Below are 22,550 nucleotides of genomic sequence, written 5' to 3' on the forward strand. Positions count from 1 at the left end.
GTCAGGCTCAGCCGCCCGAGGTCGCGGCCAGCTCATCCATCCAGTCCGGCTCGCTGCCGAACCACTCCGCGGCGATCTCGGCGTAGGTGCCGTTGTCGATGATCGTCGCCAGCCCCTCGTTCATCGCCTCGACCAGCTCCTCGTTGCCCTGCGACACCGCGATCCCGTAGTCCTGGGCCTCGATGAGGTCGCCGACGATCTTCAGCGTGTCGCCGCCGGTGGTGAGGATGTAGTACTCGACGTTCGGGGCGTCGTACAGCACCGCGTCCGAGCCACCGCCCTGCACCGAGAGGTAGGCCTGGTCGAGCTGCTCGTACATGTTCGGGGTGGCCCCCTCGATGTTCTCCTCGATGTAGGCCGCGCTGGTCGAGCCGAGGCGGGTGGCGATGGTCTTGCCCTCGAGGTCCTCGATGCTGGTGATCTCGTCGTTGTCGACGCCCACAGCGATCCGCAGCCCGGACTTGTAGTACGGGTTGGTGAAGTCGACGCTCTCGGCACGATCCTCGGTGATCGTCATGCCCGCGATCGCGATGTCGAAGGTGCCGGTCTGCAGACCCGGGATCATGCCGTCGAAGTTCGTCGTCTCGAGGTCGATCTCGAAGCCGACCTCGTCCGCGATGGCGTTGATGATGTCGATGTCGAACCCGACGTACTCGCCGTCCTCCTCGAACTCGAAGGGCACGAACGAGGTATCGGTGACCACGACGTACGAGTCCTGGATCCCTTCTCCTCCGCTGTCGCCGCAGCCGGCGAGTGCGAGGGTGAGCATGACCGCAGAGGCACCGGCGGCGGTGGTGGAGAGTCGCTTGTTCAGGCGCACGAAGGGCCCTTCCTTCGGGGAACAGATCGGTGGCGCGTGAACGCCGTTGGTTGAACGTATAGAAGGGGTCCAGACGTGTCAAAGGCCACACCGGCGTGGCGGCGTCGAGGTCACGAAACGGCAAATTTGCTCCTGGCCATGGCCGACAGCGGGTCAGAGCGGGTAGACCGTCAGCCGCAGCACGGCGACCGCGCCGGCGAGGAGCATGAGGCACAGCGGCACGAGGAACGGCTCGCTGCGCCGGACGTGCAGCCCGACGGCCGCGAGCATCAGCACGGCGAGCAGGCCCGCTGCGGCCGCGACGAGCTCGAGGTTGCGGTCGAGCACCGGCGGCAGCACCAGCCCGATGGCCCCGGCCAGCTCGGCGAGGCCGATGAGCTTGAGGGACCACGCCGGCAGGTCGCGCACGTAGATCATGCCGGCCTCAGCCATCGCCTGCCGCGACTTCGTCAGCTTGAACGCCCCGGACCCGAGGAACACCACCGCGAGCAGCACCGTTGCTGCCCACACTGCTAGCGCCATGCTGCTCCTCACGTCGTCGTCGACCGGCCCGAGCCATCCGCACCAACCTAGAGGGTTCCGGTCCGCCGCGGCAGCGGTTCGGCGACCCGGCCGAGCGGGGGCCGCCCCGTGGTGCCGCGCGGCGAGCCGTGGGACCATGCCGGGAACCGAGTCCGTTCGGAGGAACCGATGCGCGCAATCTGGAAGGGGTCCATCTCCTTCGGTCTGGTCAACGTGCCGGTCTCGCTCTACAGCGCCACCCAGAGCCACGACATCTCCCTCCACCAGGTGCACGACGCCGACGGCGGCCGCATCCGGTACCAGCGCCGCTGCGAGGTGTGCGGCGAGGTCGTCGAGTGGGCGCAGATCGCTAAGGCGTACGACGACGGTGAGCGCACCGTCGTGCTCACCGACGAGGAGCTCGCCGAGCTGCCCACCGAGCGCAGCCGGGAGATCGAGATCCAGCAGTTCGTCCCCAGCGAGCAGATCGACCCGATGGTCATGGGCAAGAGCTACTACCTCGGCCCCGCGTCCTCCTCGACCAAGTCCTACGCCCTGCTGCGGCGCACCCTGGAGGAGACCTCACGGACCGCGGTGGTCTCCTTCACGCTGCGCCAGCGCAGCCAGCTCGGCGCGCTGCGGGTGCGGGACAAGGTGCTGGTGCTGCAGGCGCTGCTGTGGCAGGACGAGCTCCGCGAGCCGGACTTCGACCTCGGCAGCAGCCGGGTGAGCGCCAAGGAGCTGGAGATGAGCTCGACGCTGGTCGACTCCTACTCCGGGGACTTCGACCCGTCCGAGTACACCGACGACTACCAGGAGCAGCTGCAGATCCTCGTCGAGGCCAAGCTCAAGGAGGGCGAGACGGTCGACACCGCGGCGACCTTCGGCGAGGAGAAGGCCGCCGACGAGGGCGAGGACGCCGAGGTCGTCGACCTCATGGAGGCGTTACGCCGCTCGGTCTCGGCCGCCAAGGGCAAGAAGTCCGGCTCTGGCTCCGGCTCCAAGAGCGGCACCGGCAGCAAGAGCGGCGCCTCGTCGACGACGTCCGAGACGAAGTCCACCGCCAAGAAGCCTGCCGCGACCAAGTCCACCACCAAGAAGCCCGCGTCGGCCAAGTCCGGCAGCACCGGCAAGAAGGCGACCAAGCAGCCGAAGTCGGCCTGACCTCTGGCGCCGGCCACCGGCCGCTGTGGAATAGGCACCGGTAGCGCGCGGTTGTGCCGGGCATGCGAGCAATGACCTTTTCCCAGTTCGGTGACAACAGCGTTCTCGAGATGTCGGACGTGCCGGTGCCCAAGGTCGGACCGGGCCAGATCCTGGTCAAGGTCACCCGCGCGGCGGTGAACCCCGTGGACTGGAAGGTGATGGCCGGCGGGCTCGACGCCATGATGGACACCCACTTCCCGGCCATCCCCGGCTGGGACATGGCCGGCGTCGTGGCGCAGGTCGGCCCAGACACCCCGGAGTTCTCGGTCGGTGACCGTGTGGCCGCCTACGCCCGCAAGATCGCGGTCTCGGGCGGCACCTTCGCGGAGTACGTGACGATCCCCGCCGAGTTCGCCGGTCACGTCCCCGACGGCGTCACCGACGACCAGGCGGCGGCGCTCCCCCTCGCCGGCCTGACCGCGCTGCGGAGCATCGAGGCGCTGGCACTCTCGGCGTCCGACACCGTGCTGCTGCATGCCGCCTCCGGCGGCGTCGGGCACGTCGCCTCGCAGCTGGCGGTGGCCACCGGCGCCCGGGTGATCGGCACCGCGTCACCGCGCAGCTTCGAGCGGCTCGAAGCGCTGGGCGTCACGCCGGTGGCGTACGGCGACGGGCTCGAGGCACGCCTGCGCGACCTCGCCCCCGAGGGCGTCGACGCGGTCGCAGACTTCGCCGGCGACGTCCTCGACACCACGCTCGCCGTGCTCAACGACGGCGGCCGGCACGTCTCGATCACCGACCCCCGCGTCACCGACCACGGCGGCAGGTGGCTGTGGGTCCGCCCCGACGGGCCGCGGCTGGCCGAGCTGCTGCAGCGGGTCGCCGACGGCGGGTTGCAGGTGCACATCGACCGCACCTTCCCCCTCGACGAGGTCGCTGAAGCGTTCCGGGTGAGCCAGGAGGGCGAGGCGCACGGCAAGCTCGTCATCGACGTCGAGCGCTGACCGCGACCTGCCGGGGAATGACCGGCCCCGCGCCACCGTTGCCCAGTCATGAGCGCTGAGATCTCCGTAGACGTCTGGTCCGACATCGCCTGCCCGTGGTGCTACATCGGCAAGCGCAAGTTCGAGGCCGGCCTGGCCGCCTTCGCCGGCGCCGACGACGTCACCGTCACCTACCACTCCTTCGAGCTGGCACCCGACACCCCGGTGGACTTCGAGGGCAGCGAGGTGGACTTCCTCGCCTCGCACAAGGGCATGGACCAGGCGCAGGTGGAGCAGATGCTGCGGCAGGTGAGCACCATCGCCTCGAGCGTCGGCCTCGACTACGACTTCGACTCGGTCAAGCACACCAAGACCCTCCTCGCGCACCAGGCGCTGCACTTCGCCAAGGACCACGGCAAGCAGCTCGAGCTCGTCGAGCGGCTGTTCGCCGCCTACTTCGAGGAGGGCCGCCACGTCGGGCGCGCCGCCGAGCTGGCCGACCTCGGCGCCGACGTCGGCCTCGACCGCGACCAGCTGCTCGCCGCACTGGAGGCCGGCAGCTACGCCGACGCGGTGACCGCCGACCTCACCCAGGCCCGCGCGTACGGCATCCAGGGCGTGCCGTTCTTCGTCATCGACGGCCGTTACGGCATCTCCGGCGCGCAGCAGCCCGAGGCATTCACCCAGGCGCTCGAGCAGGTCCGCACCGAGCTCGCGGCGGCGCGGTCATGACCGCGCCGCGCCCGGCGGGTGCCGACGCGGCCGGTTCCGCCCCGGCCGCCACCATCGGAGCATCGCCGGCGACCACGCCGCTCGGCGCCCTCCCCGGCGGCCTGCTGCCGGTCCCCGGCGGGCTGACCCAGCTGGGCGACGCCGACGCCGGTATCTGCATCGACGGCGTCTGTGCCGTCCCCGGCACCGAGTAGCTGCCGTTCAGCCGCCGCTCAGTACCGCCGGACGATGACGAGGTCGTCGCGGTGCACGACGGCGCGCGGGTGGGCGATCCCCTGCTCCTGCAGCTGGCCGGTGGTGAGGCCACGGATCTCGGCGACCTCCCCGGCGCTGTAGGAGACCAGGCCACGAGCCACCACCACGCCGTCGGTGCGGGCAAGCTCGACGGCGTCGCCGGGCTCGAAGTCGCCCTCGACCCGCAGGATGCCGGCGGCGAGCAGCGACCGCTTGCCATGGGTGATGGCGTGCATCGCGCCGTCGTCGAGCACCAGCCGGCCCTGGGTGCGCGCCGAGTGCGCCAGCCACAGCCTCCGGGTGCTCTTGCGGTTCCCGGTGGCCGCGAACCAGGTCCCGACCGGCTCGCCCGCCAGCGCCTCGGCCACGTGGTCCGCGGAGGTGAGGACCACGGGCACGCCCGCGTTGGTGGCGATCGATGCCGCCTCGAGCTTGGTGACCATCCCGCCGGTGCCGATCGCGGTGCCGCGCCCGGTCACCTCGATGCCCTCAAGGTCCTGGGGGCCGCGGACCTCCGAGATCCGTGCCGTGCCGGGGCGCGACGGCGGGCCGTCGTACAGGCCGTCGACGTCGGTGAGGAGCACGAGCGCGTCGGCGCGGACGAGGTGCGCGACGAGCGCGGCGAGCCGGTCGTTGTCGCCGAACCGGATCTCGTCGGTGGCGACGGCGTCGTTCTCGTTGACGACCGGCACCACCCCGAGGGTGAGCAGCCGGCCCAGCGAACGCTGCGCGTTGCGGTAGTGCTGGCGGCGGATGAGGTCCTCCGCGGTGAGCAGCACCTGGCCGACCAGCCGGCCGTGCTCCCGGAACGCCGCGGTGTACCGCGCCACGAGCAGCCCCTGCCCCACCGAGGCAGCGGCCTGGGCGGTGGCGAGGTCCTGCGGCCGGACCGGCAGCCCGAGCGGGGTGATGCCGGCGGCGATCGCGCCGGAGGAGACCAGCACGACCTCCTGCCCAGCGGTGCGGCGCGCCGCGAGCACCTCGACGAGCCGGTGGATGCGGTCGACGTCGAGCCGGCCGCCGGTCGTGGTCAACGACGACGAGCCGATCTTGACGACGACCCGACCAGCGTCGGCGACGCCGGAACGGTCCTGGATCGCGGGAGTCACAGGGTCATTGTGCCGTGGGATCGTCCTCGCCCGTCGGCGTCGCCCAGTGCCCGGACTCACGCTCGGTCCACAGCTCCTCGCGGGCCTCGGTCTTGGCGTCCATCCGCTCCTTGTGCTGCTGGCGGCGGTCGATGTTCGTCCGTCGCGGCGCGTAGCCGGCGTCCTCAACCCGCTGGTCGGAACCACGCGGCCCGAGCAGCTCGGCGCCGGTGTACATCGTCGGCTCCCAGTCGAAGATCACGCCGCCCTCGAGCGGGCCGATGACGACCTCGTCGCCCGGCTTGGCGCCGACCTTGAACAGCTCGCGCTCGACGCCGATGGTGGCGAGCCGGTCGGCGAGGTAGCCCACCGCCTCGTCGTTGGCGAAGTCGGTCTGGCGCACCCAGCGCTCGGGCTTGGTGCCACGCACCTGGTAGAAGACACCCTCGTGACGACGGCGCTCGGTGACCGTGAAGCCCGCCTCGTCCACCGGCGTGGGGCGCAGCACGACACGCGGCCCGTCGGCGACCGGCGCCGCGGCACGGCCCTCGTGGACCAGCGCGGCGAGCGCGAAGCTCAACGGCCGCAGGCCCTCGTGGCTCACCGCGGAGATCTCGTGGACCGTCAGGCCACGTGCCTCGAGCTCGGGACGCACGAGGTCGGCGAGGTCGCGGGCCTCGGGCACGTCGATCTTGTTGAGGACGACCATCCGCGGCCGGTCCATGAGCGGTACCCGGCCGACGTCGGCAAGGTCCTTGGCATACACGGCGAGCTCGTTCTCGATGGTGTCAAGATCGCTGATCGGGTCGCGGTCGGGCTCGAGCGTGGCGCAGTCGAGCACGTGGACGATGACCTCGCAGCGCTCGATGTGACGCAGAAAGTCCAGCCCGAGGCCACGGCCCTCGCTGGCGCCGGGGATGAGCCCGGGGACGTCGGCGACGGTGTACCGTTCGTCGCCGGCCTGGACCACGCCGAGGTTGGGCACCAGCGTCGTGAACGGGTAGTCGGCGATCTTCGGGCGGGCGGCGGACATCGCGGCGATGAGGCTGGACTTGCCGGCGCTGGGGAAGCCGACGAGCGCGACGTCGGCGACGCTCTTGAGCTCGAGCACCAGCTCGACGCTCTCGCCCTCCTCCCCCAGCAGCGCGAACCCCGGCGCCTTGCGCTTGGGCGAGGCAAGCGCGGCGTTGCCGAGCCCACCGTGGCCACCGGCGGCGATGAGCAGCCGGGCGCCGGCACCGGTGAGGTCGGCGATGATCTCGCCGGCCCGGTCCTTGACCACGGTGCCGTCGGGGACCGGCAGGACGAGGTCCGGGCCGTTCTTGCCCATCCGCATGTCCCCGGCGCCCTGCGTGCCGTGGACGGCGCGGCGGTGCGGGGAGTGGTGGTAGGACAGCAGGGTCGTGGTCTGCTGGTCCACCTCGAGGTAGACGCTGCCGCCGTGCCCACCGTTGGCGCCGTCCGGGCCGCCGAGCGGCTTGAACTTCTCCCGGCGCACGGAGGCGACCCCGTTACCCCCGTTACCGCCGGACGCGAACAGCACGACACGGTCAACGAAGGTCGTCATGGTCTTCTCCCTGCTATTGCCGGATACGGCAGCAGGGGCGGACGGCAGTGCCGTCCACCCCTGCTGGTTGTGCTCTGCTGCGTCGGTCAGGCCTCAGCGGCGACGATGTTGACCATCTTGCGGCCACGGCGCGTGCCGAACTCGACCGCACCAGCGGCGAGCGCGAACAGCGTGTCGTCCTTGCCACGCCCGACGTTGTCGCCGGGGTGGAAGTGGGTGCCGCGCTGACGAACGATGATCTCGCCGGACTTGACGACCTGACCACCGAAACGCTTGACGCCGAGGCGCTGCGCGTTGGAGTCGCGGCCGTTCCGGGTGGAGCTGGCGCCCTTCTTCGTTGCCATCTCGGACCTGCTTTCTGTGCTGCGAAGGTATGTGGAGCGGGCCCGAGGGCCGCGAGAACTAGTTGATGCCGGTGACCTTGAGGCGGGTCAGCTGCTGGCGGTGACCCATGCGCTTGCGGTAGCCGGTCTTGTTCTTGTACTTGATGATCGTGATCTTCTTGCCCTTCTCGGGGCGCACGATCTCAGCGGTGACGGTGACCTTCGCCAGGTCATCGGCGCCGGTGGTGACCTTGTCACCGTCGACGAGCATGAGCGGAGTGAGGTTGACGGACGCGCCGACCTCACCCTTGACCCTGTCCATGACGACGACGTCGCCGACGGACACCTTCTCCTGCCGGCCGCCGGCCTTGACGATCGCGTACACCACGTTGCTGCTCATCTCTGTCGATTCGAAACCTGTCGCTGCCGGACCCTGGAGGATCACGCTGCGCGCCAGACACACAAGGGGGCGCGCCCGGGAGCGCACCGACGCTCTAGGTTACGTGCTCGTGCCCCGCCGAGCAAATGTCCCGACCCCGGTGGGTGGTGTGTCTTGCCGCACATTCGTGCGGCTCGTCAGCGGGCCAGGTCGGCCACCGCGCCGGCGACCGGGGTGGGGCCGCTGACCAGGTTGGCCACCGTCCTGGCGGTACCCGGCTCGTCGAGGACCGCGACGACGACCGCGGCGACGTCCTCGCGCGGGATGCTCCCGGTCGCCACGTCGGCCGAGAGCGTCACCTGGCCGGTGGGTCCGTCGTCGGTGAGCCCGCCGGGGCGCAGCACGGTCCAGCCGAGGTCACGGGACATGAGGTCGTCGTCCGCTGCCTTCTTCGCATCGAGGTAGACGCCGAAGACGTCGTCCCGGCCCTGCCCGCCGGTGGCGGCACCGATCGCCGAGATCATCACGTACCGTGCGACACCGGCAGCCTCAGCGGCATCGGCGAGCAGCGCAGCCGCGCCACGGTCGACGGTGTCCTTGCGTGCCGCGCCGCTGCCCGGTCCGGCGCCGGCGGCGAACACCACGGCGTCGGCGTCGGTCAGGTGGGCGGCGAGATCCGCCACGGAAGCCGACTCGAGGTCGAGCACGACCGCGGTGGCGCCCAGCGCCTCGAGGTCGGCAACATGGGCGGGGTTGCGGACGAGCCCCACCGCCTCGTCCCCGCGCGCGGCGAGCTGGCGTTCGATGTGCTGGGCGATCTGTCCGTGCCCGCCGGCGATGACGACCTTCATGATGCTCCTCGCGTTGCTGGCGGCCGCCGGTCGGTTCTTCCCCGACGGCCGGGCGGGCCGGGTCCACCGGCGCAAGCCCCCACCCATCCTCCCAGCACCGCGGCCATCTGGCAGCGGTAGCCGCCCGCGGTCTGCGTGGCCGGCGATCCGGTTGCGGGCCGGTACGGGTGGACGCACAGTGGGACGGCTGCCGCGGCAGGGACGGGGCGTGCGTGGCGGCTGATGCCCCCGCTGCCCCCAGGGAGTTGCCATGAGCACCCGACGAGCGTCCGACATCATCGCCGACTGGCCCGAGGAGTCCCGGCAGGCGGCCCAACTGGTCCTCGACAAGTACGGCGAGCCGCAGGAGACCACGGCGTCCTACCTCCTGTGGGCCAGCCCCGGCCCCTGGGCCAGGATGGTCGCCGCCAAGAGTTTCGACCCCCACTCCTTCCCCGCGCCGCACAACGACTCGGTGCAGTCGGTCATCCGCTACCGGGTGCCGCCGGAGAAGGTCGGCGCCCTCGCGCAGTTCGACGGCAGCGTCGTCGTCGACCGGACCCAGGGCGAGGTGTCTGCCCGCTGCCACGACGAGGAGGCGAACAACCTGGCGCTCAACCTCATGCACGACATCGTCACCGGCGTGCGCAGCGTCGAGGACGCGCGCCGCTACTACGGCCAGGAGTTCCTCGACTACCGGCGCGGGAAGCCGACGCCGTACATGGACCAGCTGCGGGTGCCGGCGGACGACGACGCCGCCGACCCCGATGAGCGGATCCTGTCCGACGCAGACCTCGAGAAGGCCGTCGCGGAGGGCGAGCGCGAGCAGTAGCCGCCCGGCGGGCAGCGACGGCTCGACGCCCCCAGATGCCACCGCCCGCGACGGTGACTAGCCTCACACCATGGCCACCGACGACAGTCCAGAGGCAGGCAAGCTACGCGATGACGACATCACGGTGCCGGGCGCTCCGGGCAGCGCGCCGCCGACCGTCGAGGAACCCACCGAGCCGCGTGAGCCGCTGCCGGCGAAACCTGACCAGCGAGCGCCACGGCCCAGCTCCCCCACCGGCAAGGACGACCCCGGGGCCCCCGACGCCCGCGCGCAGGCGGGCGCCTACCTCACCACCGCCCAGGGCTTGCGGCTGCCCGACACCGACCACTCGCTCAAGGCCGGGCCCCGCGGCCCGGTGCTGCTGCAGGACCACCACCTGCGCGAGAAGATCATGCACTTCGACCACGAGCGCATCCCCGAGCGGGTGGTCCACGCCCGCGGCACCGGCGCGCACGGCACGTTCCGCTCCTACGGCAGCGCCGCCAAGGTGACCCGGGCCGCGTTCCTCGCCGACGCCGTCGAGACACCGGTCTTCGTGCGCTTCTCCACGGTTGCCGGCTTCCGCGGCTCGGCGGACGCGGTGCGCGACACCCACGGGTTCGCAGTGAAGTTCTACACCTCCGAGGGCAACTTCGACCTCGTGGGCAACAACATCCCGGTGTTCTTCATCCAGGACGCCATCAAGTTCCCCGACGTCGTCCACTCGGTCAAGCCCGAGCCGGCCAGGGAGATCCCGCAGGCGCAGAGCGCGCACGACACGTTCTGGGACTTCGTCTCGCTGCACACCGAGGCGCAGCACCACGTGATGTGGCAGATGTCCGGCCGCGGCATCCCCTACAGCTTCCGGACGATGGAGGGCTTCGGCATCCACACCTTCCGGCTGGCCGACGCCAACGGCGCCACCACCCTGGTGAAGTTCCACTGGAAGCCCAGGCTCGGCGCGCACTCGCTGGTCTGGGAGGAGGCCCAGCTGATCAACGGCGCCGACCCGGACTTCCACCGACGGGACCTGTACGACGCGATCGAGGCGGGCGCCTTCCCCGAGTACGAGCTGGGCATCCAGACCTTCCCGGACACCGAGGACGAGACCTTCGAGGGCATCGACCTGCTGGACCCGACCAAGATCGTCCCGGAGGAGCTGGCACCGGTGCAGCCGATCGGGCTCCTCACCCTCGACGCCGCCCCCACCAACTTCTTCGCGGAGGTCGAGCAGGTGGCCTTCCATCCCGGCCACCTCGTGCCCGGCATCGACGTCAGCAACGACCCGCTGCTGCAGGGCCGGCTGTTCTCCTACCTCGACACCCAGCTCATCCGGCTCGGCGGTCCCAACTTCTCCCAGATCCCGGTCAACCGCCCGCACGTGCCGGTCAACGACATGTTCCGCGACGGCTACCACCAGCACGCGGTCCATGCCGGCAACGCCCCCTACAAGCCGAACAGCATCGACGGCGGCTGCCCCTTCACGATCGGCGCAGAGGGCGGCGGCTACGTCGAGGTGCCGCAGGCGGTGCAGGGCGTCAAGGAACGTCGCTCCCCGGCGTCCTTCGCCGACCACTTCAGCCAGTCCCGGATGTTCTGGCGCAGCGTGACGCCGGTGGAGCGCGAGCAGGTCATCGGCGCCTACACCTTCGAGCTGGCCAAGTGCTACGAGCAGGCGGTCAAGGAGCGCCAGCTGATGGCGCTGGCCAACATCGACGCCGAGCTGTGCCGGCGCGTCGCCGAGGGGCTCGGGCTGCCGGTGCCCGAGCCGACCGTCCCGCTCGCCGACGTCACGCTCAGCCCGGCCCTGTCCCAGCTGGGCCGGACCTGGCCGACCGACGGCCGGCGGATCGGGATCATCGCCGACGACGACTCCGACCTCGACGGCGTCCGGCAGCTGCGCAGCGCCGTCGACGCTGCCGGGATGACGCCGCTGGTCATCGCGCCGCACGGCGGGATGCTCGGCCGGGCGTCCGGCGACCCGTTCCCGGTCCAGCGGTCGCTGCTCACCGCGCGGTCCGTCGAGTACGACGCCGTGCTCGTGGCCGGTTCCCCGGCCCCCTCACCGTCCGTCACGCCGGCGTCCGACGCCAAGGTGGTCGGTAGCGGCGCCGGTACCGCGACCGACGCCGCCGTCGACCCCCGCGTGACGATGCTGCTCGCCGAGGCCTTCCGTCATGCCAAGCCGATCGGCGCCTGGGGCGACGGTGTCGCCGCGCTGCGCCAGGCCGGCGTGGCCGGGGCCGGTGTGGTGACCGCCAGCTCCGCCACGGACGCGCTCGAGCAGGTCCAGCAGCTGCTGGCGGCGCACCGCGTGTGGGACCGGTTCCCAGTGTAAGTGGGTTCTACGCGGACTTCTCCGTGGTCATGAAGGACATCTGACCGTTCGCCTCGAGCACCGCGACCTTGATCTCACCGAAGGTCTCGATGCCGTCCTGGCGGGCTGCCGAGACGAAGTCGTCCATCGAGAGCCGCTCGCGGCGCATGACGTCGAGCTTGGGCTCACCGTTCGCGAAGACGACGACCGGGGTGCCGTGGAGGACGCGGTGGGTCTTCTTCCACCGGCTGTTCACCCACGAGAGCGTCACGGTGAGCGCGGTGAAGGTGCCCACCGCGAGGACCGCCCCGGTGATGGAGTAGTCCTGCTGCGTCACCGCCTGCTGGACGAGGTCACCCATGGTGACGAACAGGATGAGCTCGAAGGTGCTCATCTCCCCGAGGGTGGATCGCCCGGCGATCCGGGTGACCGCCCACAGGAAGAAGAAGATGACGACGGCGCGAAGCACGATCTCCATGGGCGTCTCCTAGGGGAAGATGAAGGTGCTGAACTCGATCGGGGCGACCCGCTCGCCGTCGACCATGAGTGCGACGACACCGGAGTCCCCGACCTGCGAGGCCGGCTGGATGTACTGGTCCAGGGACACCCGGAAGGTGTCGCCCTCGGGGGCGGTGAACGTCCAGTACAGGTAGATGCCGTCGCGCGTGGCGTCGGCGAGCTCCGGGTCGATGCCCTGGTGCTCGTAGATATCGAAGTAGTCGGCGGTGACCGCCAGCGTGATCTCGTCGTCGAAGCCGTTCTCGCTGGTGATCTCCAGCTGCCACGGCCGGTCGAGGCCGGTGCGGGCGGTCTGCGGGTAGGTCAGCGACAGGGTGTAGCCGTCCGCCTCGGCCGTGCGGGTGACGTCGCGGTCCCCCAGCAGCCCGAGCAGCCCGGCGAGGAGCACTGCGAGGAGGACGGCCATGCTGATCCGGCGCCCCACCACGCTGCGCGGCTCGGCGTCGGCGCCGCGGACGTTCTCCAGCATCGACGTCATGCTCGATGTCTACCAGAGCCCGTCGGGACCCGCCCCTCGACGTTCGGAGCGCCCGCGTGCCTCGGGATCCCGCGAGAAACGGCAGAAGCGGTTCCCCGCGCGCAAACCGAGAAGTGGTCCTACTCTCACGAGCATGGGCTGGCCCGCTGGCGCCGGACGACCTCTCCCCCGCCGGTGGGCCCTGATCGAAGGAGATCGCTATGAGGGCTCGCACCACACGCCTCGTCGCAGTCACGGCCACCGGGCTGCTCGCCGTCGCCGCCTGCGCGCAGGGCACCGGGGGTACCGGCGACGGGGAGGAGACCAGCGACGGCGGCGGCAGCTTCGACTCGTCGGCCGAGCTGTCCGGTGAGCTGGAGATCATGGGCTTCGGCCTCGGCGACGACGTCGCGACCTCACGCTACGAGGTGGCCGAGGAGGCGCTGGGCGACGGCGTGACGATCAACCTCGTCGAGGGCGCACTGGACATCCAGCAGTTCCTCACCGCGGTGGCCTCGGGGAACCCGCCGGACCTCATCATCACCGACCGGGACCAGATCGGGACCTTCGCCTCCCGCGGGGCCATCATCCCGCTCACCCAGTGCATCGAGGGCGAGGGCATCGCGATCGACGACTACCGCGACGCCGCGCTGGGCCAGGTGACCTTCGCCGACGAGGTGTACGGCATCCCGGAGTTCAACTCCATCCAGCTGACGATGGCCAACGCCGACCTGCTCGACGGCGCCGGCCTCTCCATCGAGGACGTCAACGGATCCGACTGGGCGGCCATCACCGCTGCCAACGAGGCGATGACGGTGACCGACGGCGGCAGCCTGCGGGTCATCGGCTACGACTCCAAGCTGCCGGAGTTCCTCCCGCTGTGGGCGCACGCCAACGGCACGGACCTCATCTCCGAGGACGGGCGCACCGCGCAGATCAACGACCCCGCCGTCGTCGAGGCGCTGGAGTGGGCGCTGCAGATCTACGACGCCCAGGGCGGCTTCGGCACCGTCAAGGCGCTGCGTGACTCCGCCGACTTCTTCGGCGCGGAGAACCAGTTCGTCACCGACACCCTGGGCGCGATGCCGATGGAGCAGTGGTACCTCAACGTCCTCAACGACGTCTCGCCGGACGTGTCGATGGCCTTCGACGCGCTGCGCGACACGAGCGGTGAGCCGATGGCCTTCGGCGGCGGCAACGCCTGGGCGATCACCGCGGGCTCGGGCAACCCGGAGGCCGCCTGCCGGTTCGCCCGGGCGATGACCGAGGTGAGCACGTGGCTGGTGGCGGCGGAGAACCGCATCGAGCTGCGCGAGAGCGAGGGCGGCACGTTCACCGGCATCCTCACCGGCAACGAGGTCGCCGACGAGCAGATCCGTGAGCTCGTCCCCACCACCGGTGACGGGATGTGGGACTCGGCGATCGAGGCGATGTACACCGCCAACGACGCCGCCTTCAGCTACCCGGCCAGCGCGGCCGACAACGAGTTCGACACCGCGTGGACCGACGCCGTCAACCGGGTGCTCAACGGCCAGGAGGAGCCGCAGGCGGCGCTCGACCGGGCCCAGGACGAGGCGCAGCAGGCGCTCGACGCGGCCTGGGCGGACTGGGACGAGGACTAGCCGTGGCGGCCGGCCTCACCACGCGCGACGCGGGTGTGCCGCTGCGTCCCGCGCTGCGTCGGCGCCAGCGCCGCAACCTGCGGTCCGCGCTGCTGTTCATCAGTCCGTGGATCATCGGCGCCACCGTGTTCACCGTGTGGCCGATCCTCTACAGCGGCTACCTGTCGCTGACGGACTACGACGTCATCAACGCCCCGGAGTTCATCGGCCTGGACAACTACCGCCAGCTGCTGGCGGACCCGAAGATCGCACTCTCGCTGGCGAACACGGTGTACTACACGGTCATCCTGGTGCCGCTGCAGATCATCTTCTCGCTGTCGCTGGCGATGCTGCTCAACGAGGCGGGCCGGTCCGCCGGCTTCTTCCGCACGGTGTTCTACCTGCCGAACATGACGCCGCCGGTGGCCGTCGGCATCATGCTGCTGCTGCTGTTCAACGGTCAGGACGGCCTGGTGAACGCGGTCCTCGGCTGGTTCGGCATCGACGGCCCCAACTGGACGACCGACCCCACGTGGATCAAGCCGGGCCTCATCGCGATGTCGCTGTGGTCGGTCGGCTCGACCGTCATCATCCTGCTCGCCGCGCTGCGCAACGTGCCCACCGAGCTGTACGACGCCGCCCGCGTCGACGGCGCGAACATGTGGCACCGGACCGTCAAGATCACCGTGCCGATGATCAGCGGCACGATCTTCTTCCTCGTCGTCGTCAACACCATCGCCGGTTTCCAGACCTTCACCGAGGCCTACACCGCGTACTGGGGCGCGGGCACGTACAGCAACGAGTCGGCGCTGTTCTACGCGATCTACCTGTTCCAGCAGGCCTTCGAGTACCTCAACATGGGCTACGCCTCGGCGATGGCATGGCTGCTGTTCGTCATCATCATGGTGATCACCGGCATCCAGTTCCTCGTCAGCAGACGGCTCGTCTACTACGAGGGGGACCCGAAATGACGACGGCGGCCGGGACCGGTCCGCGCCGGGAGGTCGCCAGCCGTGCGCTCACCGGCGACCTGCGGCCCGACGGACCCGTGGGACCTGAGGAACCCGACGGCGGCAACGGCGCGCCGTCGCCCGCGTCGCCGCCGCCATCGCTGCGCCCGGACCGGTCGAAGAAGCCGCTGTACGTCAAGCTGCTCATCGCCGCCGCGCTGCTGGTGTTCAGCCTGGTGTTCGTCTACCCGTTCGTGTGGCTGGTGAGCGCCTCGTTCAAGCCGCGCGGCGAGGTGTTCGACAACAAGCTCATCCCCGAGACCTTCACCTGGGACAACTACGTCACGGTCTGGCAGCAGGCCCCGTTGGCGGTGTGGATCCTCAACACCGTCATCGTCACGGTGCTGGCCGCGACGACGGTCGCCATCTCCAGCGCGATGGTCGCGTGGGGCTTCTCCTACTTCCAGTTCCGGGGCCGCAGCGCGCTGTTCGGCGTCGTGCTGGCCACCATGATGCTGCCCGGCGCGGTGACCATGGTGCCGGTCTTCCTCATCTGGAACGCGCTGGGGCAGGTGGGCACGCTGACACCGCTGTGGGCGGCGAACATGTTCGGCAGCGCGTTCTACATCTTCCTGCTGCGGCAGTTCTTCCTCGGGCTGCCACGCAGCCTGTTCGAGGCGGCCCGCATCGACGGCGCGAACAACTGGAAGATCTTCAGCCGGATCGCGGTCCCGCTGTGCAAACCGGCGATCATCGTCACGCTGATCTTCGAGTTCCAGGCGTCGTGGACCAACCTCATGGCGGCGCTCATCTACCTGCGGGACTCGAGCACCTTCACGGTGCCGCGCGGGCTCAAGGCGCTGCTCGACCAGTTCGGCTTCGGCGGGAACTGGAACTGGGAGGTGGTCATCACCGCGAGCGTCATCACGACGATCCCGATGATCGTGCTGTTTTTCCTCGCCCAGCGCCACTTCGTCGAGGGGATCGCGACCACCGGCGCCAAGAACTGATCAGCTGCTGCGGCGCGGCGCGCCGATGCGGACGCGCACCATCGGGGCGAAGTGCGCCGTCGGTTCGGCGGCGAGCGGCGGCAGCGAGTCGGCCAGCAGCAGGCCGGTGGGCTCAACGCTCGCCCGCGCGTGGTGCAGCGGCCACGGCTCGTGCTCGATCGGTGTCCGCCACAGCTGGCCCCAGGCGTAGCTGTAGGCGTTCCACCGGCCGGTGAGGAAGGTGGTGAGCGCGTCCGGACCGGTGAGCGGGTCCCCCACCCGAACCTCGGCCGCGAGCCGCCCACCGCCGCACCGCCGGCGCGAGGCGTACCTCGTGGTGCTGCCCCGGCGTCCCAACGCGGTGCGCGAGTACATGTAGGGCAGGCCCAGCAGACGCAGGCCGGCCACCACGGGGAGCCGGGAGCACTCCAGCGAGAAGAACCACACGCCGTCGCGGCCGTCGGGGCCGCGCACATAGGTCCGGACGTTGACCTCGACGAACCGTGGCACCAGCGCAACCGGCACCGTGGGCGTGCCGAGGTACCGCATGAGGAACGGCGTCACCCCGACCCAGGCCGCGCCGTCGAAGGTGTCGAGCTCCAGCCCTGCCGGGAGCCGGCGCTGCATCATCGCCGGCGCCACCGGCCAGTGGAGAAAGCTCAGCGACTGCCAGTGCTGGGCGTTGACCGCCACCCGCACCCGGTGCTCGGGGACCCGGCTCACCATCGTCCGCCGCCTCCCCGGGGCTCTCGTGCCCGCCCTGCCAACGTTACGGGCGTGCCTCGGTGCCCGCACCCGCGCCGGAGGCTCGAGATGCACGGCGACGGGCGCCGTGACAATCTCAGGCCAGATCCAGGGGTCACCTGGGCAGCGCACGAGCGGAGCACGAGATGGACAGGCGCACCCTCGCGGCACCGGCGGCCGGTGTTCCGTTGATGACGAGTGAGCTCGACGAGCAGTACCCGTTCTCGGCCCGCGGCGAGCTGAGCGGCCAGCTGCTCGCCGTGCTCACCGGCGACGACGCGGCGGCCACCGGTCTCACCGACCTCGCCCACCGCGTGCTGCTCGAGGTCACCGACATCGTCCGGGACGACGACGTGCAGCTCGCCCTCTTCACGCTCTACTGCCTCGCTTACGGCTCGCTCGGCCAGGTCGGTGCCCGGTGGGAGTGGTCCCCCGATCTCATCCGGCTGCGCACCACGCTGGAGGAGTCGTTCGAGACCGCGCTGCGTGAGCGGGTCGCGGTGCCGCCGCTGCCGCCGACCCGGTCCGCCGACGTCGCCGCGGCACTCTTCAGCCTCACCACGCCGTCGGGCGGGCCGAGCCTGGCGAGGTACGTGGCCAAGCGGGCCACGCTGGACCAGCTGCGTGAGCTCCTCGTGCACCGCACCATCTACACGCTGCGGGAGGCGGACCCGCACTCGTGGGCGATCCCGCGGCTCACCGGCCGGGCGAAGGCCGCACTCGTGGAGATCCAGGCCGACGAGTACGGCGGTGGCGACCACGACCGGATGCACGCGGTGATCTTCGCGCAGACGGTGCGCGGCCTGGGCCTGAGCGACCGGTACGGGGACTACGTCGACAACGTCCCGGCGCTGACCCTGGCCTCGCACAACGCGATGTCGATGTTCGGCCTCAACCGCCGGATGCGGGGCGCGATCGTCGGGCACCTCGCGGCGTTCGAGATGACGTCGTCGATCCCCAACCGCTTCTACGGCGACGGGTTCCGCCGCCACGGCTTCGGCCCCGATGTCACGTGGTACTTCGACGAGCACGTCGAGGCTGACGCGGTGCACGAGCAGATCGCCGGCCACGACCTTGCCGGCGCGCTGGCCGAGGACGAGCCCGAGCTGTTGCCCGACCTCATGTTCGGCGCCGCCGCCTGCCTCGCGATGGACGACTGGGTCGGCGACCACATCCTCGGTGCGTGGCACGCCGACCGTTCCTCGCTGCGGCGGCCCCTGCCGGCAGCACGGTGATGAGACAGCGGGCCGAGTACGTCCTGCCGCTGCGCTGGCTGGACGACCGGGGCCTGCCCGACCTCACCGGCTACCTGCGCCGGCTGGCCGGCTGGCTGGACGTCACCGTGGTCGACGGGTCGCCCGCGCCGGTGTTCGCCGAGCACGAGCGGGAGTGGGGTGATCTCGTGCGGCACCTGCGACCTCGGCCGCGCCGGGGCGCGAACGGCAAGGTCGCCGGGGTGATGACCGGGCTGCAGACCGCCCGCCACGAGCACGTCGTCATCGCCGACGACGACGTGCGGTACGACCGCGAGAACCTCACCGCCGTCCTCGCCCGCCTCGACGGCGCCGACCTTGTCCACCCGCAGAACGTGTTCAGCGACTGGCCGTGGCACGCCCGGTGGGACACCGCGAGGTCGCTCGTCAACCGGGCGACAGGGCCGGACTACTCGGGAACCACCGCCGTCCGCCGCTCGGTGGTGCTGGCCGCCGGCGGCTACGACGGTGACGTGCTGTTCGAGAACCTCGAGCTCATCCGGACGGTCACCGCTGCCGGTGGCCGTGTCGACCACGCGGCTGACGTGTTCGTGGCCCGCCGGCCGCCCGCCGTGCGGCACTTCGTGTCGCAGCGCGTCCGGCAGGCCTACGACGACTTCGCCGAGCCGGGCCGGCTGCTGCGAGAGCTGGCCATCGCGCCGCTGGTAGTTGCCCTCCTGGTGCGGCGGCGCCCGGACCTGCTGGTAGTGGCCGCAGGTGTGGCCGTCGCCGTCGCCGTCGTCGGCCGGCTGCGCCACGGCGGCCGGCAGGCCTACCCGCCCGACACCCCGCTGTGGGCGCCGCTGTGGCTCGCCGAGCGCGGCGTGTGCAGCTGGCTCGCGCTGGGATACCGGTTCCGCGGCGGCGTGCCGTATGCCGGCGGCCGGCTGGTGCACGCGGCCACCCCGCTGCGGATCTTGCAGCGCCGAGCGGCAGCGCGGCGACCGGTCGGGCCGGATACAGCGCGGGCGGCGACGAGCCCGGTGACCACACCCACGACGGCCAGGAGGCCCGCGTGACCGACAACAGCGACAAGCCGACCATCACTGCGTACCCCAACGGGCCGCTCATCGTCCGCGGCGACGTCACGATCCTCTCCGCCGACGGCGAGCCGGTCCCCCGCCGGCGGCGCACCGTCGCGCTGTGCCGGTGCGGCGCCTCGACGATCAAGCCGTTCTGCGACGGGACCCACCGGATCACCGGCTTCTGCACCGAGGAGCCCGAGGCGTGGGTCCGAGCACCGCCACCCGGGGACCCCTCCGCTCCGGATGCAAGCAGCGAGGCACCGTGGAACTCTGAGGTCATGAGCGAGCCAACGACGCCGTCCGAGAAGCCGTACGACCCCGCCAAGGACCCCGACGCGGATCCGGAGGAGCTCGAGTCGAAGCCGCCCCGGCCGTCGCAGGCCGAGGGCGAGGACGACGCCACCGCCCAGCCGCAGTCTCCGAGCTGAGGCCGCCGTGCGCGCGCTGACCTGGCAGGGTCGCAACAGCGTCTCGGTGGAGGACGTCCCGGATCCGCAGCTGCGCGATCCGCGTGACGCGATCATCCGAGTGACGTCGACGGCCATCTGCGGCTCCGACCTGCACCTCTACGCCGTCCTCGGCCCGTTCATCGATCCGGGCGACGTGCTCGGCCACGAGTCGATGGGCATCGTCGAGGAGGTCGGCCGGGAGGTCACCAACCTCAAGCCTGGCGACCGCGTCGTCGTGCCCTTCGGGATCGCCTGCGGCGCCTGCTGGATGTGCACCCGCGGGCTGCACTCCCAGTGCGAGACCACGCAGGTGCGCGAGTACGGCAAGGGCGCCTCCCTCTTCGGCTACACCAAGCTCTACGGCCAGGTGGCCGGCGGCCAGGCGCAGTACCTGCGGGTGCCGTTCGCCGACGTCGGCCCGGTCGTCGTGCCCCACGACGACGAGCCGGACGAGCGCTACCTCTACCTCTCCGACGTCGTGCCCACCGCGTGGCAGGCGGTGGACTACGCCGACATTCCCGAAGGCGGGTCCGTCGTCGTGCTGGGACTGGGCCCGATCGGGCAGATGTCCGCGAGGATCGCCCGGTACCGCGGCGCGTCGCAGGTGATCGGCGTCGATCTCGTCCCCGAGCGGCTGGCGATGGCGCAGCGCCACGGCGTCACCACGCTCGACCTGCGCGACGTCAGCGACCTCGGTGAGGCCGTCCGCGAGCTCACCGAGGGCCGCGGCCCGGACTCGGTGATCGACGCCGTCGGGATGGAGGCGCACGGCTCGCCGGTCGCCAAGGGCGTCCAGGCGTTCGCCGGCATGCTGCCCGACGCGGTCGCACGCCCGCTGTTCACCAACGCCGGCATCGACCGCCTCGCCGCGCTGCACAGCGCCATCGACCTCGTCCGTCGCGGCGGGACGATCTCGCTGTCCGGGGTCTACGGCGGGGCGCAGGACCCGATGCCGATGCTCGACCTGTTCGACAAGCAGGTGACCATGCGGATGGGCCAGGCCAACGTGCAACGGTGGCTGCCCGAGCTGCTCCCGATCGTCAGCGACCAGGCCGACCCGCTCGGCGTGCTCGACCTGCGCACCCACCGGCTGTCGCTGGAGGACGCGCCTCACGGCTACGACATCTTCCAGCGCAAGGACGACGGCGCGATCAAGGTGGTGCTCGACCCCACGCTCCCGTCGCAGCACCAGGACGAGGCCGCTCGATGAGGGTCGCCGTCGTCGGTGCGTCCGGCAACGCCGGCACCGCGCTGCTGCACGTGCTGCGCGACGAGGAGCAGGTGACCGACATCGTCGGCATCGCCCGGCGGCTGCCGGACGCCACCGCGGCGCCCTACGACGCCGCCCGCTGGGAGCAGATCGATCTCGCGGTACCGGCCGTCGGGGATCTCGGTGACGACCACGTCATCGACCGGCTGGCCGTGGTGATCGCCGGTGCCGACGTCGTCGTCCACCTCGCGTGGCTGATCCAGCCGAACCGGCAGCGCGACCTGCTGCGGCGGGCCAACGTCGACGGCACCCGCCGGGTGATCGAGGCGTGCCGGCGCGCAGGGGTCGGGCACCTCGTCGTCGCGTCCTCGGTCGGGTCCTACTCGGCCGTCGACGACGACGAGCCGCGCGACGAGTCGTGGTCCACCCACGGCGTGCCCACCTCCCACTACGCGGTGGACAAGGCGGCCCAGGAACGGCTGCTCGACGACGCCGAGGCGTCGGGGCTGGCGGTGGCACGGGTGCGGCCCGCGCTGATCTTCGACGCCGAGGCGGGCGCCGAGATCGTGCGGCTGTTCCTCGGTGCAGCCGTGCCGCCGGCGCTGCTGCGACCCGGCACGCTGCCGCTCCTGCCGCTGCCGAGCGGCCTGCGGTTCCAGGTCGTCCACGGCAGCGACCTCGCCGACGCCTACCGGCGGGTCATCGTGCAGCGTGCGACCGGGGCGTTCAACATCGCCACCGAGCCGCTCATGCGTGGTGACGACGTCGCCGCCGTCCTCGGTCGCGGCCGGTTCGTGCCCGTGCCCGCCGCGGCGCTGCGGCCGCTGCTGTCGCTCGCCTGGCAGGCCCACGCCGTCGCCGCCGACCCCGGCTGGCTCGACATGGCGATGAGCGTGCCGGTCATGGACACGACGCGGGCGCAGCGTGAGCTGGGCTGGCAGCCGCAGCACGAGGCGACGGACACGCTGCGGGAGCTGCTCGTCGCGATGGCCGACGGCGAGGGGGCGGCGAGCGCGCCGATGCGCCCCCGGGAGGACTGGCCCCAGGACCAGGCTCCCCCGGGCGCGACCACTCCCAGCGGCGTCGTCCAGCCGGCAGCCGACTCGTCGGCGCACCGGGTCCCCGTCCGGCTCGAGCGCGACATCCTGGGCCTCTACCTCTCCGACCACCTCACCGGCGCGACCGCCGGCACCTCCCGGGCCGAGCGGATGGCCGAGGCGTACGCCGACACCGAGCTCGGCCCGGACCTCGCCCAGCTGGCGACCGGGCTGAAGGAGGAGCGGGACTTCGTCCACGACCTCATCGAGAGCCTCGAGCTGCGGGTGCGCCCCTACCGGCAGGCCACCGCGTGGCTGGCCGAGCACGCCGGCCGGCTGAAGACCAACGACCGGCCGAGCGGGTCTCCGATGACGCCGCTGCTGGAGATCGAGCTCATGCGCAGCGCGGTCAACGGCAAGGCCGGCCTCTGGGAGACGCTCGTCGAGCTCGCCCCGGACCTCGGCCTGCCGCGCGAGCTGTTCGTCGCGCTGGCCGAGCAGGCCCGCGACCAGAATGCGACGCTCGAGCAGCTGCACTCCCTCGTCGCCCCCACCGCCTTCCGCGAGGGCCAAGGCATCTGAGGT

The 22,550-nt window shown here is 71.2% G+C and carries 24 protein-coding genes; 14 read left to right on the top strand and 10 right to left on the bottom strand.

Features of this window, described 5'->3' with window-relative positions:
- Positions 1–7: 7 nt before the first annotated feature.
- Positions 8–769, bottom strand: a complete 762-nt coding sequence (locus V2J52_RS11905) for a transporter substrate-binding domain-containing protein (protein ID WP_491062128.1) — start codon at positions 767–769, stop codon at positions 8–10.
- Between the two features lie 204 nt (positions 770–973).
- On the bottom strand, positions 974–1,342 hold the full coding sequence (locus V2J52_RS11910) for a DoxX family protein (protein WP_331227933.1): 369 nt from the start codon (positions 1,340–1,342) through the stop codon (positions 974–976).
- Between the two features lie 168 nt (positions 1,343–1,510).
- On the opposite strand from V2J52_RS11910, the gene ku reads away from it, so the two are divergent.
- From ku to V2J52_RS11930, 4 genes are all read left to right on the top strand, one after another.
- Positions 1,511–2,485: a non-homologous end joining protein Ku gene (ku, locus tag V2J52_RS11915; protein ID WP_331227934.1), complete on the top strand. Its 975-nt coding sequence runs from the start codon at positions 1,511–1,513 to the stop codon at positions 2,483–2,485.
- Positions 2,486–2,547: 62 nt separating this feature from the next.
- Complete coding sequence (locus V2J52_RS11920) at positions 2,548–3,471, top strand: NADP-dependent oxidoreductase (RefSeq protein ID WP_491062184.1); 924 nt, start codon at positions 2,548–2,550, stop codon at positions 3,469–3,471.
- A gap of 48 nt (positions 3,472–3,519) precedes the next feature.
- Entirely contained in the window at positions 3,520–4,182 is a 663-nt protein-coding gene (locus V2J52_RS11925; protein WP_331227936.1) for a DsbA family oxidoreductase, read from the top strand.
- The gene (locus V2J52_RS11930; RefSeq protein ID WP_331227937.1) at positions 4,179–4,376 is read left to right on the top strand and encodes a hypothetical protein; all 198 of its coding nucleotides are present in this window, start codon (positions 4,179–4,181) and stop codon (positions 4,374–4,376) included. The genes V2J52_RS11925 and V2J52_RS11930 overlap by 4 nt, the downstream gene beginning before the upstream one ends.
- Before the next feature lie 18 nt (positions 4,377–4,394).
- Here the strand turns inward: V2J52_RS11930 and proB are convergent, their stop codons facing one another.
- The 5 genes from proB to V2J52_RS11955 form a co-directional block, all read right to left on the bottom strand.
- Positions 4,395–5,525, bottom strand: coding sequence for a glutamate 5-kinase (proB, locus tag V2J52_RS11935; protein ID WP_331227938.1), 1,131 nt, complete (start codon positions 5,523–5,525; stop codon positions 4,395–4,397).
- Positions 5,526–5,529: 4 nt separating this feature from the next.
- A complete protein-coding gene (obgE, locus tag V2J52_RS11940) occupies positions 5,530–7,071 on the bottom strand; it encodes a GTPase ObgE (protein ID WP_331227939.1) in 1,542 nt (513 codons plus the stop codon).
- Between the two features lie 86 nt (positions 7,072–7,157).
- Positions 7,158–7,415 carry a 50S ribosomal protein L27 gene (rpmA, locus tag V2J52_RS11945; protein WP_331227940.1) on the bottom strand — a complete coding sequence of 86 codons (258 nt, stop codon included), beginning with the start codon at positions 7,413–7,415 and terminating at the stop codon, positions 7,158–7,160.
- A 58-nt stretch (positions 7,416–7,473) separates the two neighbouring features.
- Positions 7,474–7,794 carry a 50S ribosomal protein L21 gene (gene rplU / locus V2J52_RS11950; RefSeq protein WP_331227941.1) on the bottom strand — a complete coding sequence of 107 codons (321 nt, stop codon included), beginning with the start codon at positions 7,792–7,794 and terminating at the stop codon, positions 7,474–7,476.
- 176 nt (positions 7,795–7,970) lie between these two features.
- Positions 7,971–8,624: an NAD(P)H-binding protein gene (locus V2J52_RS11955; RefSeq protein WP_331227943.1), complete on the bottom strand. Its 654-nt coding sequence runs from the start codon at positions 8,622–8,624 to the stop codon at positions 7,971–7,973.
- A gap of 250 nt (positions 8,625–8,874) precedes the next feature.
- Here V2J52_RS11955 and V2J52_RS11960 point away from each other — a divergent pair, with 250 nt between their 5' ends.
- Together V2J52_RS11960 and V2J52_RS11965 are read left to right on the top strand one after the other, a co-directional pair.
- A complete protein-coding gene (locus V2J52_RS11960) occupies positions 8,875–9,435 on the top strand; it encodes a hypothetical protein (RefSeq protein ID WP_331227944.1) in 561 nt (186 codons plus the stop codon).
- Positions 9,436–9,505: 70 nt separating this feature from the next.
- A complete protein-coding gene (locus tag V2J52_RS11965) occupies positions 9,506–11,752 on the top strand; it encodes a catalase (RefSeq protein ID WP_331227945.1) in 2,247 nt (748 codons plus the stop codon).
- A gap of 7 nt (positions 11,753–11,759) precedes the next feature.
- Here V2J52_RS11965 and V2J52_RS11970 read toward each other — a convergent pair whose 3' ends face one another.
- Together V2J52_RS11970 and V2J52_RS11975 are read right to left on the bottom strand one after the other, a co-directional pair.
- On the bottom strand, positions 11,760–12,209 hold the full coding sequence (locus V2J52_RS11970; protein ID WP_331227946.1) for a DUF421 domain-containing protein: 450 nt from the start codon (positions 12,207–12,209) through the stop codon (positions 11,760–11,762).
- A gap of 9 nt (positions 12,210–12,218) precedes the next feature.
- Positions 12,219–12,728, bottom strand: coding sequence for a hypothetical protein (locus V2J52_RS11975; RefSeq protein ID WP_331227947.1), 510 nt, complete (start codon positions 12,726–12,728; stop codon positions 12,219–12,221).
- A 200-nt stretch (positions 12,729–12,928) separates the two neighbouring features.
- Here V2J52_RS11975 and V2J52_RS11980 point away from each other — a divergent pair, with 200 nt between their 5' ends.
- From V2J52_RS11980 to V2J52_RS11990, 3 genes are read left to right on the top strand one after another with little or no spacing between them, the layout of a single operon-like run.
- Complete coding sequence (locus tag V2J52_RS11980) at positions 12,929–14,329, top strand: ABC transporter substrate-binding protein (protein ID WP_331227948.1); 1,401 nt, start codon at positions 12,929–12,931, stop codon at positions 14,327–14,329.
- 2 nt (positions 14,330–14,331) lie between these two features.
- Positions 14,332–15,279 carry a carbohydrate ABC transporter permease gene (locus V2J52_RS11985; RefSeq protein WP_331227949.1) on the top strand — a complete coding sequence of 316 codons (948 nt, stop codon included), beginning with the start codon at positions 14,332–14,334 and terminating at the stop codon, positions 15,277–15,279.
- Entirely contained in the window at positions 15,276–16,268 is a 993-nt protein-coding gene (locus tag V2J52_RS11990) for a carbohydrate ABC transporter permease (protein ID WP_331227950.1), read from the top strand. Before V2J52_RS11985 ends, V2J52_RS11990 begins: the two co-directional genes overlap by 4 nt.
- Here V2J52_RS11990 and V2J52_RS11995 read toward each other — a convergent pair whose 3' ends face one another.
- Positions 16,269–16,970: a YqjF family protein gene (locus V2J52_RS11995; RefSeq protein WP_331227951.1), complete on the bottom strand. Its 702-nt coding sequence runs from the start codon at positions 16,968–16,970 to the stop codon at positions 16,269–16,271.
- Positions 16,971–17,182: 212 nt separating this feature from the next.
- Here V2J52_RS11995 and V2J52_RS12000 point away from each other — a divergent pair, with 212 nt between their 5' ends.
- The 5 genes from V2J52_RS12000 to V2J52_RS12020 are packed head-to-tail and all read left to right on the top strand — an operon-like array spanning position 17,183 to position 22,547.
- Complete coding sequence (locus tag V2J52_RS12000) at positions 17,183–18,226, top strand: iron-containing redox enzyme family protein (RefSeq protein ID WP_434056423.1); 1,044 nt, start codon at positions 17,183–17,185, stop codon at positions 18,224–18,226.
- Positions 18,175–19,263, top strand: coding sequence for a glycosyltransferase family 2 protein (locus tag V2J52_RS12005; protein ID WP_331227953.1), 1,089 nt, complete (start codon positions 18,175–18,177; stop codon positions 19,261–19,263). The genes V2J52_RS12000 and V2J52_RS12005 overlap by 52 nt, the downstream gene beginning before the upstream one ends.
- A complete protein-coding gene (locus V2J52_RS12010) occupies positions 19,260–19,697 on the top strand; it encodes a CDGSH iron-sulfur domain-containing protein (protein WP_331227954.1) in 438 nt (145 codons plus the stop codon). Before V2J52_RS12005 ends, V2J52_RS12010 begins: the two co-directional genes overlap by 4 nt.
- A 7-nt stretch (positions 19,698–19,704) precedes the next feature.
- The gene (locus V2J52_RS12015; protein WP_331227955.1) at positions 19,705–20,928 is read left to right on the top strand and encodes a zinc-dependent alcohol dehydrogenase; all 1,224 of its coding nucleotides are present in this window, start codon (positions 19,705–19,707) and stop codon (positions 20,926–20,928) included.
- Positions 20,925–22,547 carry an NAD-dependent epimerase/dehydratase family protein gene (locus V2J52_RS12020; protein ID WP_331227956.1) on the top strand — a complete coding sequence of 541 codons (1,623 nt, stop codon included), beginning with the start codon at positions 20,925–20,927 and terminating at the stop codon, positions 22,545–22,547. Before V2J52_RS12015 ends, V2J52_RS12020 begins: the two co-directional genes overlap by 4 nt.
- Positions 22,548–22,550 lie beyond the last annotated feature (3 nt).

The organism is Georgenia sunbinii, from assembly GCF_036421875.1.
In the GTDB taxonomy this organism is placed as follows: domain Bacteria; phylum Actinomycetota; class Actinomycetes; order Actinomycetales; family Actinomycetaceae; genus Georgenia_B; species Georgenia_B sunbinii.

What these genes read in the sequence shown, in the direction of transcription:
- V2J52_RS11930 (WP_331227937.1), top strand. Translation starts at nt 4,179, where the DNA reads ATGACCGCGCCGCGCCCGGCGGGTGCCGACGCGGCCGGTTCCGCCCCG.
- V2J52_RS12000 (WP_434056423.1), top strand. Translation starts at nt 17,183, where the DNA reads ATGACGAGTGAGCTCGACGAGCAGTACCCGTTCTCGGCCCGCGGCGAG.
- V2J52_RS11955 (WP_331227943.1), bottom strand. Translation starts at nt 8,624, where the DNA reads ATGAAGGTCGTCATCGCCGGCGGGCACGGACAGATCGCCCAGCACATC.
- V2J52_RS11975 (WP_331227947.1), bottom strand. Translation starts at nt 12,728, where the DNA reads ATGACGTCGATGCTGGAGAACGTCCGCGGCGCCGACGCCGAGCCGCGC.
- V2J52_RS11980 (WP_331227948.1), top strand. Translation starts at nt 12,929, where the DNA reads ATGAGGGCTCGCACCACACGCCTCGTCGCAGTCACGGCCACCGGGCTG.
- rpmA (WP_331227940.1), bottom strand. Translation starts at nt 7,415, where the DNA reads ATGGCAACGAAGAAGGGCGCCAGCTCCACCCGGAACGGCCGCGACTCC.
- V2J52_RS12020 (WP_331227956.1), top strand. Translation starts at nt 20,925, where the DNA reads ATGAGGGTCGCCGTCGTCGGTGCGTCCGGCAACGCCGGCACCGCGCTG.
- rplU (WP_331227941.1), bottom strand. Translation starts at nt 7,794, where the DNA reads ATGAGCAGCAACGTGGTGTACGCGATCGTCAAGGCCGGCGGCCGGCAG.
- V2J52_RS11920 (WP_491062184.1), top strand. Translation starts at nt 2,548, where the DNA reads ATGCGAGCAATGACCTTTTCCCAGTTCGGTGACAACAGCGTTCTCGAG.
- V2J52_RS11925 (WP_331227936.1), top strand. Translation starts at nt 3,520, where the DNA reads ATGAGCGCTGAGATCTCCGTAGACGTCTGGTCCGACATCGCCTGCCCG.
- obgE (WP_331227939.1), bottom strand. Translation starts at nt 7,071, where the DNA reads ATGACGACCTTCGTTGACCGTGTCGTGCTGTTCGCGTCCGGCGGTAAC.
- V2J52_RS11905 (WP_491062128.1), bottom strand. Translation starts at nt 769, where the DNA reads ATGCTCACCCTCGCACTCGCCGGCTGCGGCGACAGCGGAGGAGAAGGG.
- V2J52_RS11970 (WP_331227946.1), bottom strand. Translation starts at nt 12,209, where the DNA reads ATGGAGATCGTGCTTCGCGCCGTCGTCATCTTCTTCTTCCTGTGGGCG.
- ku (WP_331227934.1), top strand. Translation starts at nt 1,511, where the DNA reads ATGCGCGCAATCTGGAAGGGGTCCATCTCCTTCGGTCTGGTCAACGTG.
- V2J52_RS11990 (WP_331227950.1), top strand. Translation starts at nt 15,276, where the DNA reads ATGACGACGGCGGCCGGGACCGGTCCGCGCCGGGAGGTCGCCAGCCGT.
- V2J52_RS11960 (WP_331227944.1), top strand. Translation starts at nt 8,875, where the DNA reads ATGAGCACCCGACGAGCGTCCGACATCATCGCCGACTGGCCCGAGGAG.
- V2J52_RS11965 (WP_331227945.1), top strand. Translation starts at nt 9,506, where the DNA reads ATGGCCACCGACGACAGTCCAGAGGCAGGCAAGCTACGCGATGACGAC.
- V2J52_RS11910 (WP_331227933.1), bottom strand. Translation starts at nt 1,342, where the DNA reads ATGGCGCTAGCAGTGTGGGCAGCAACGGTGCTGCTCGCGGTGGTGTTC.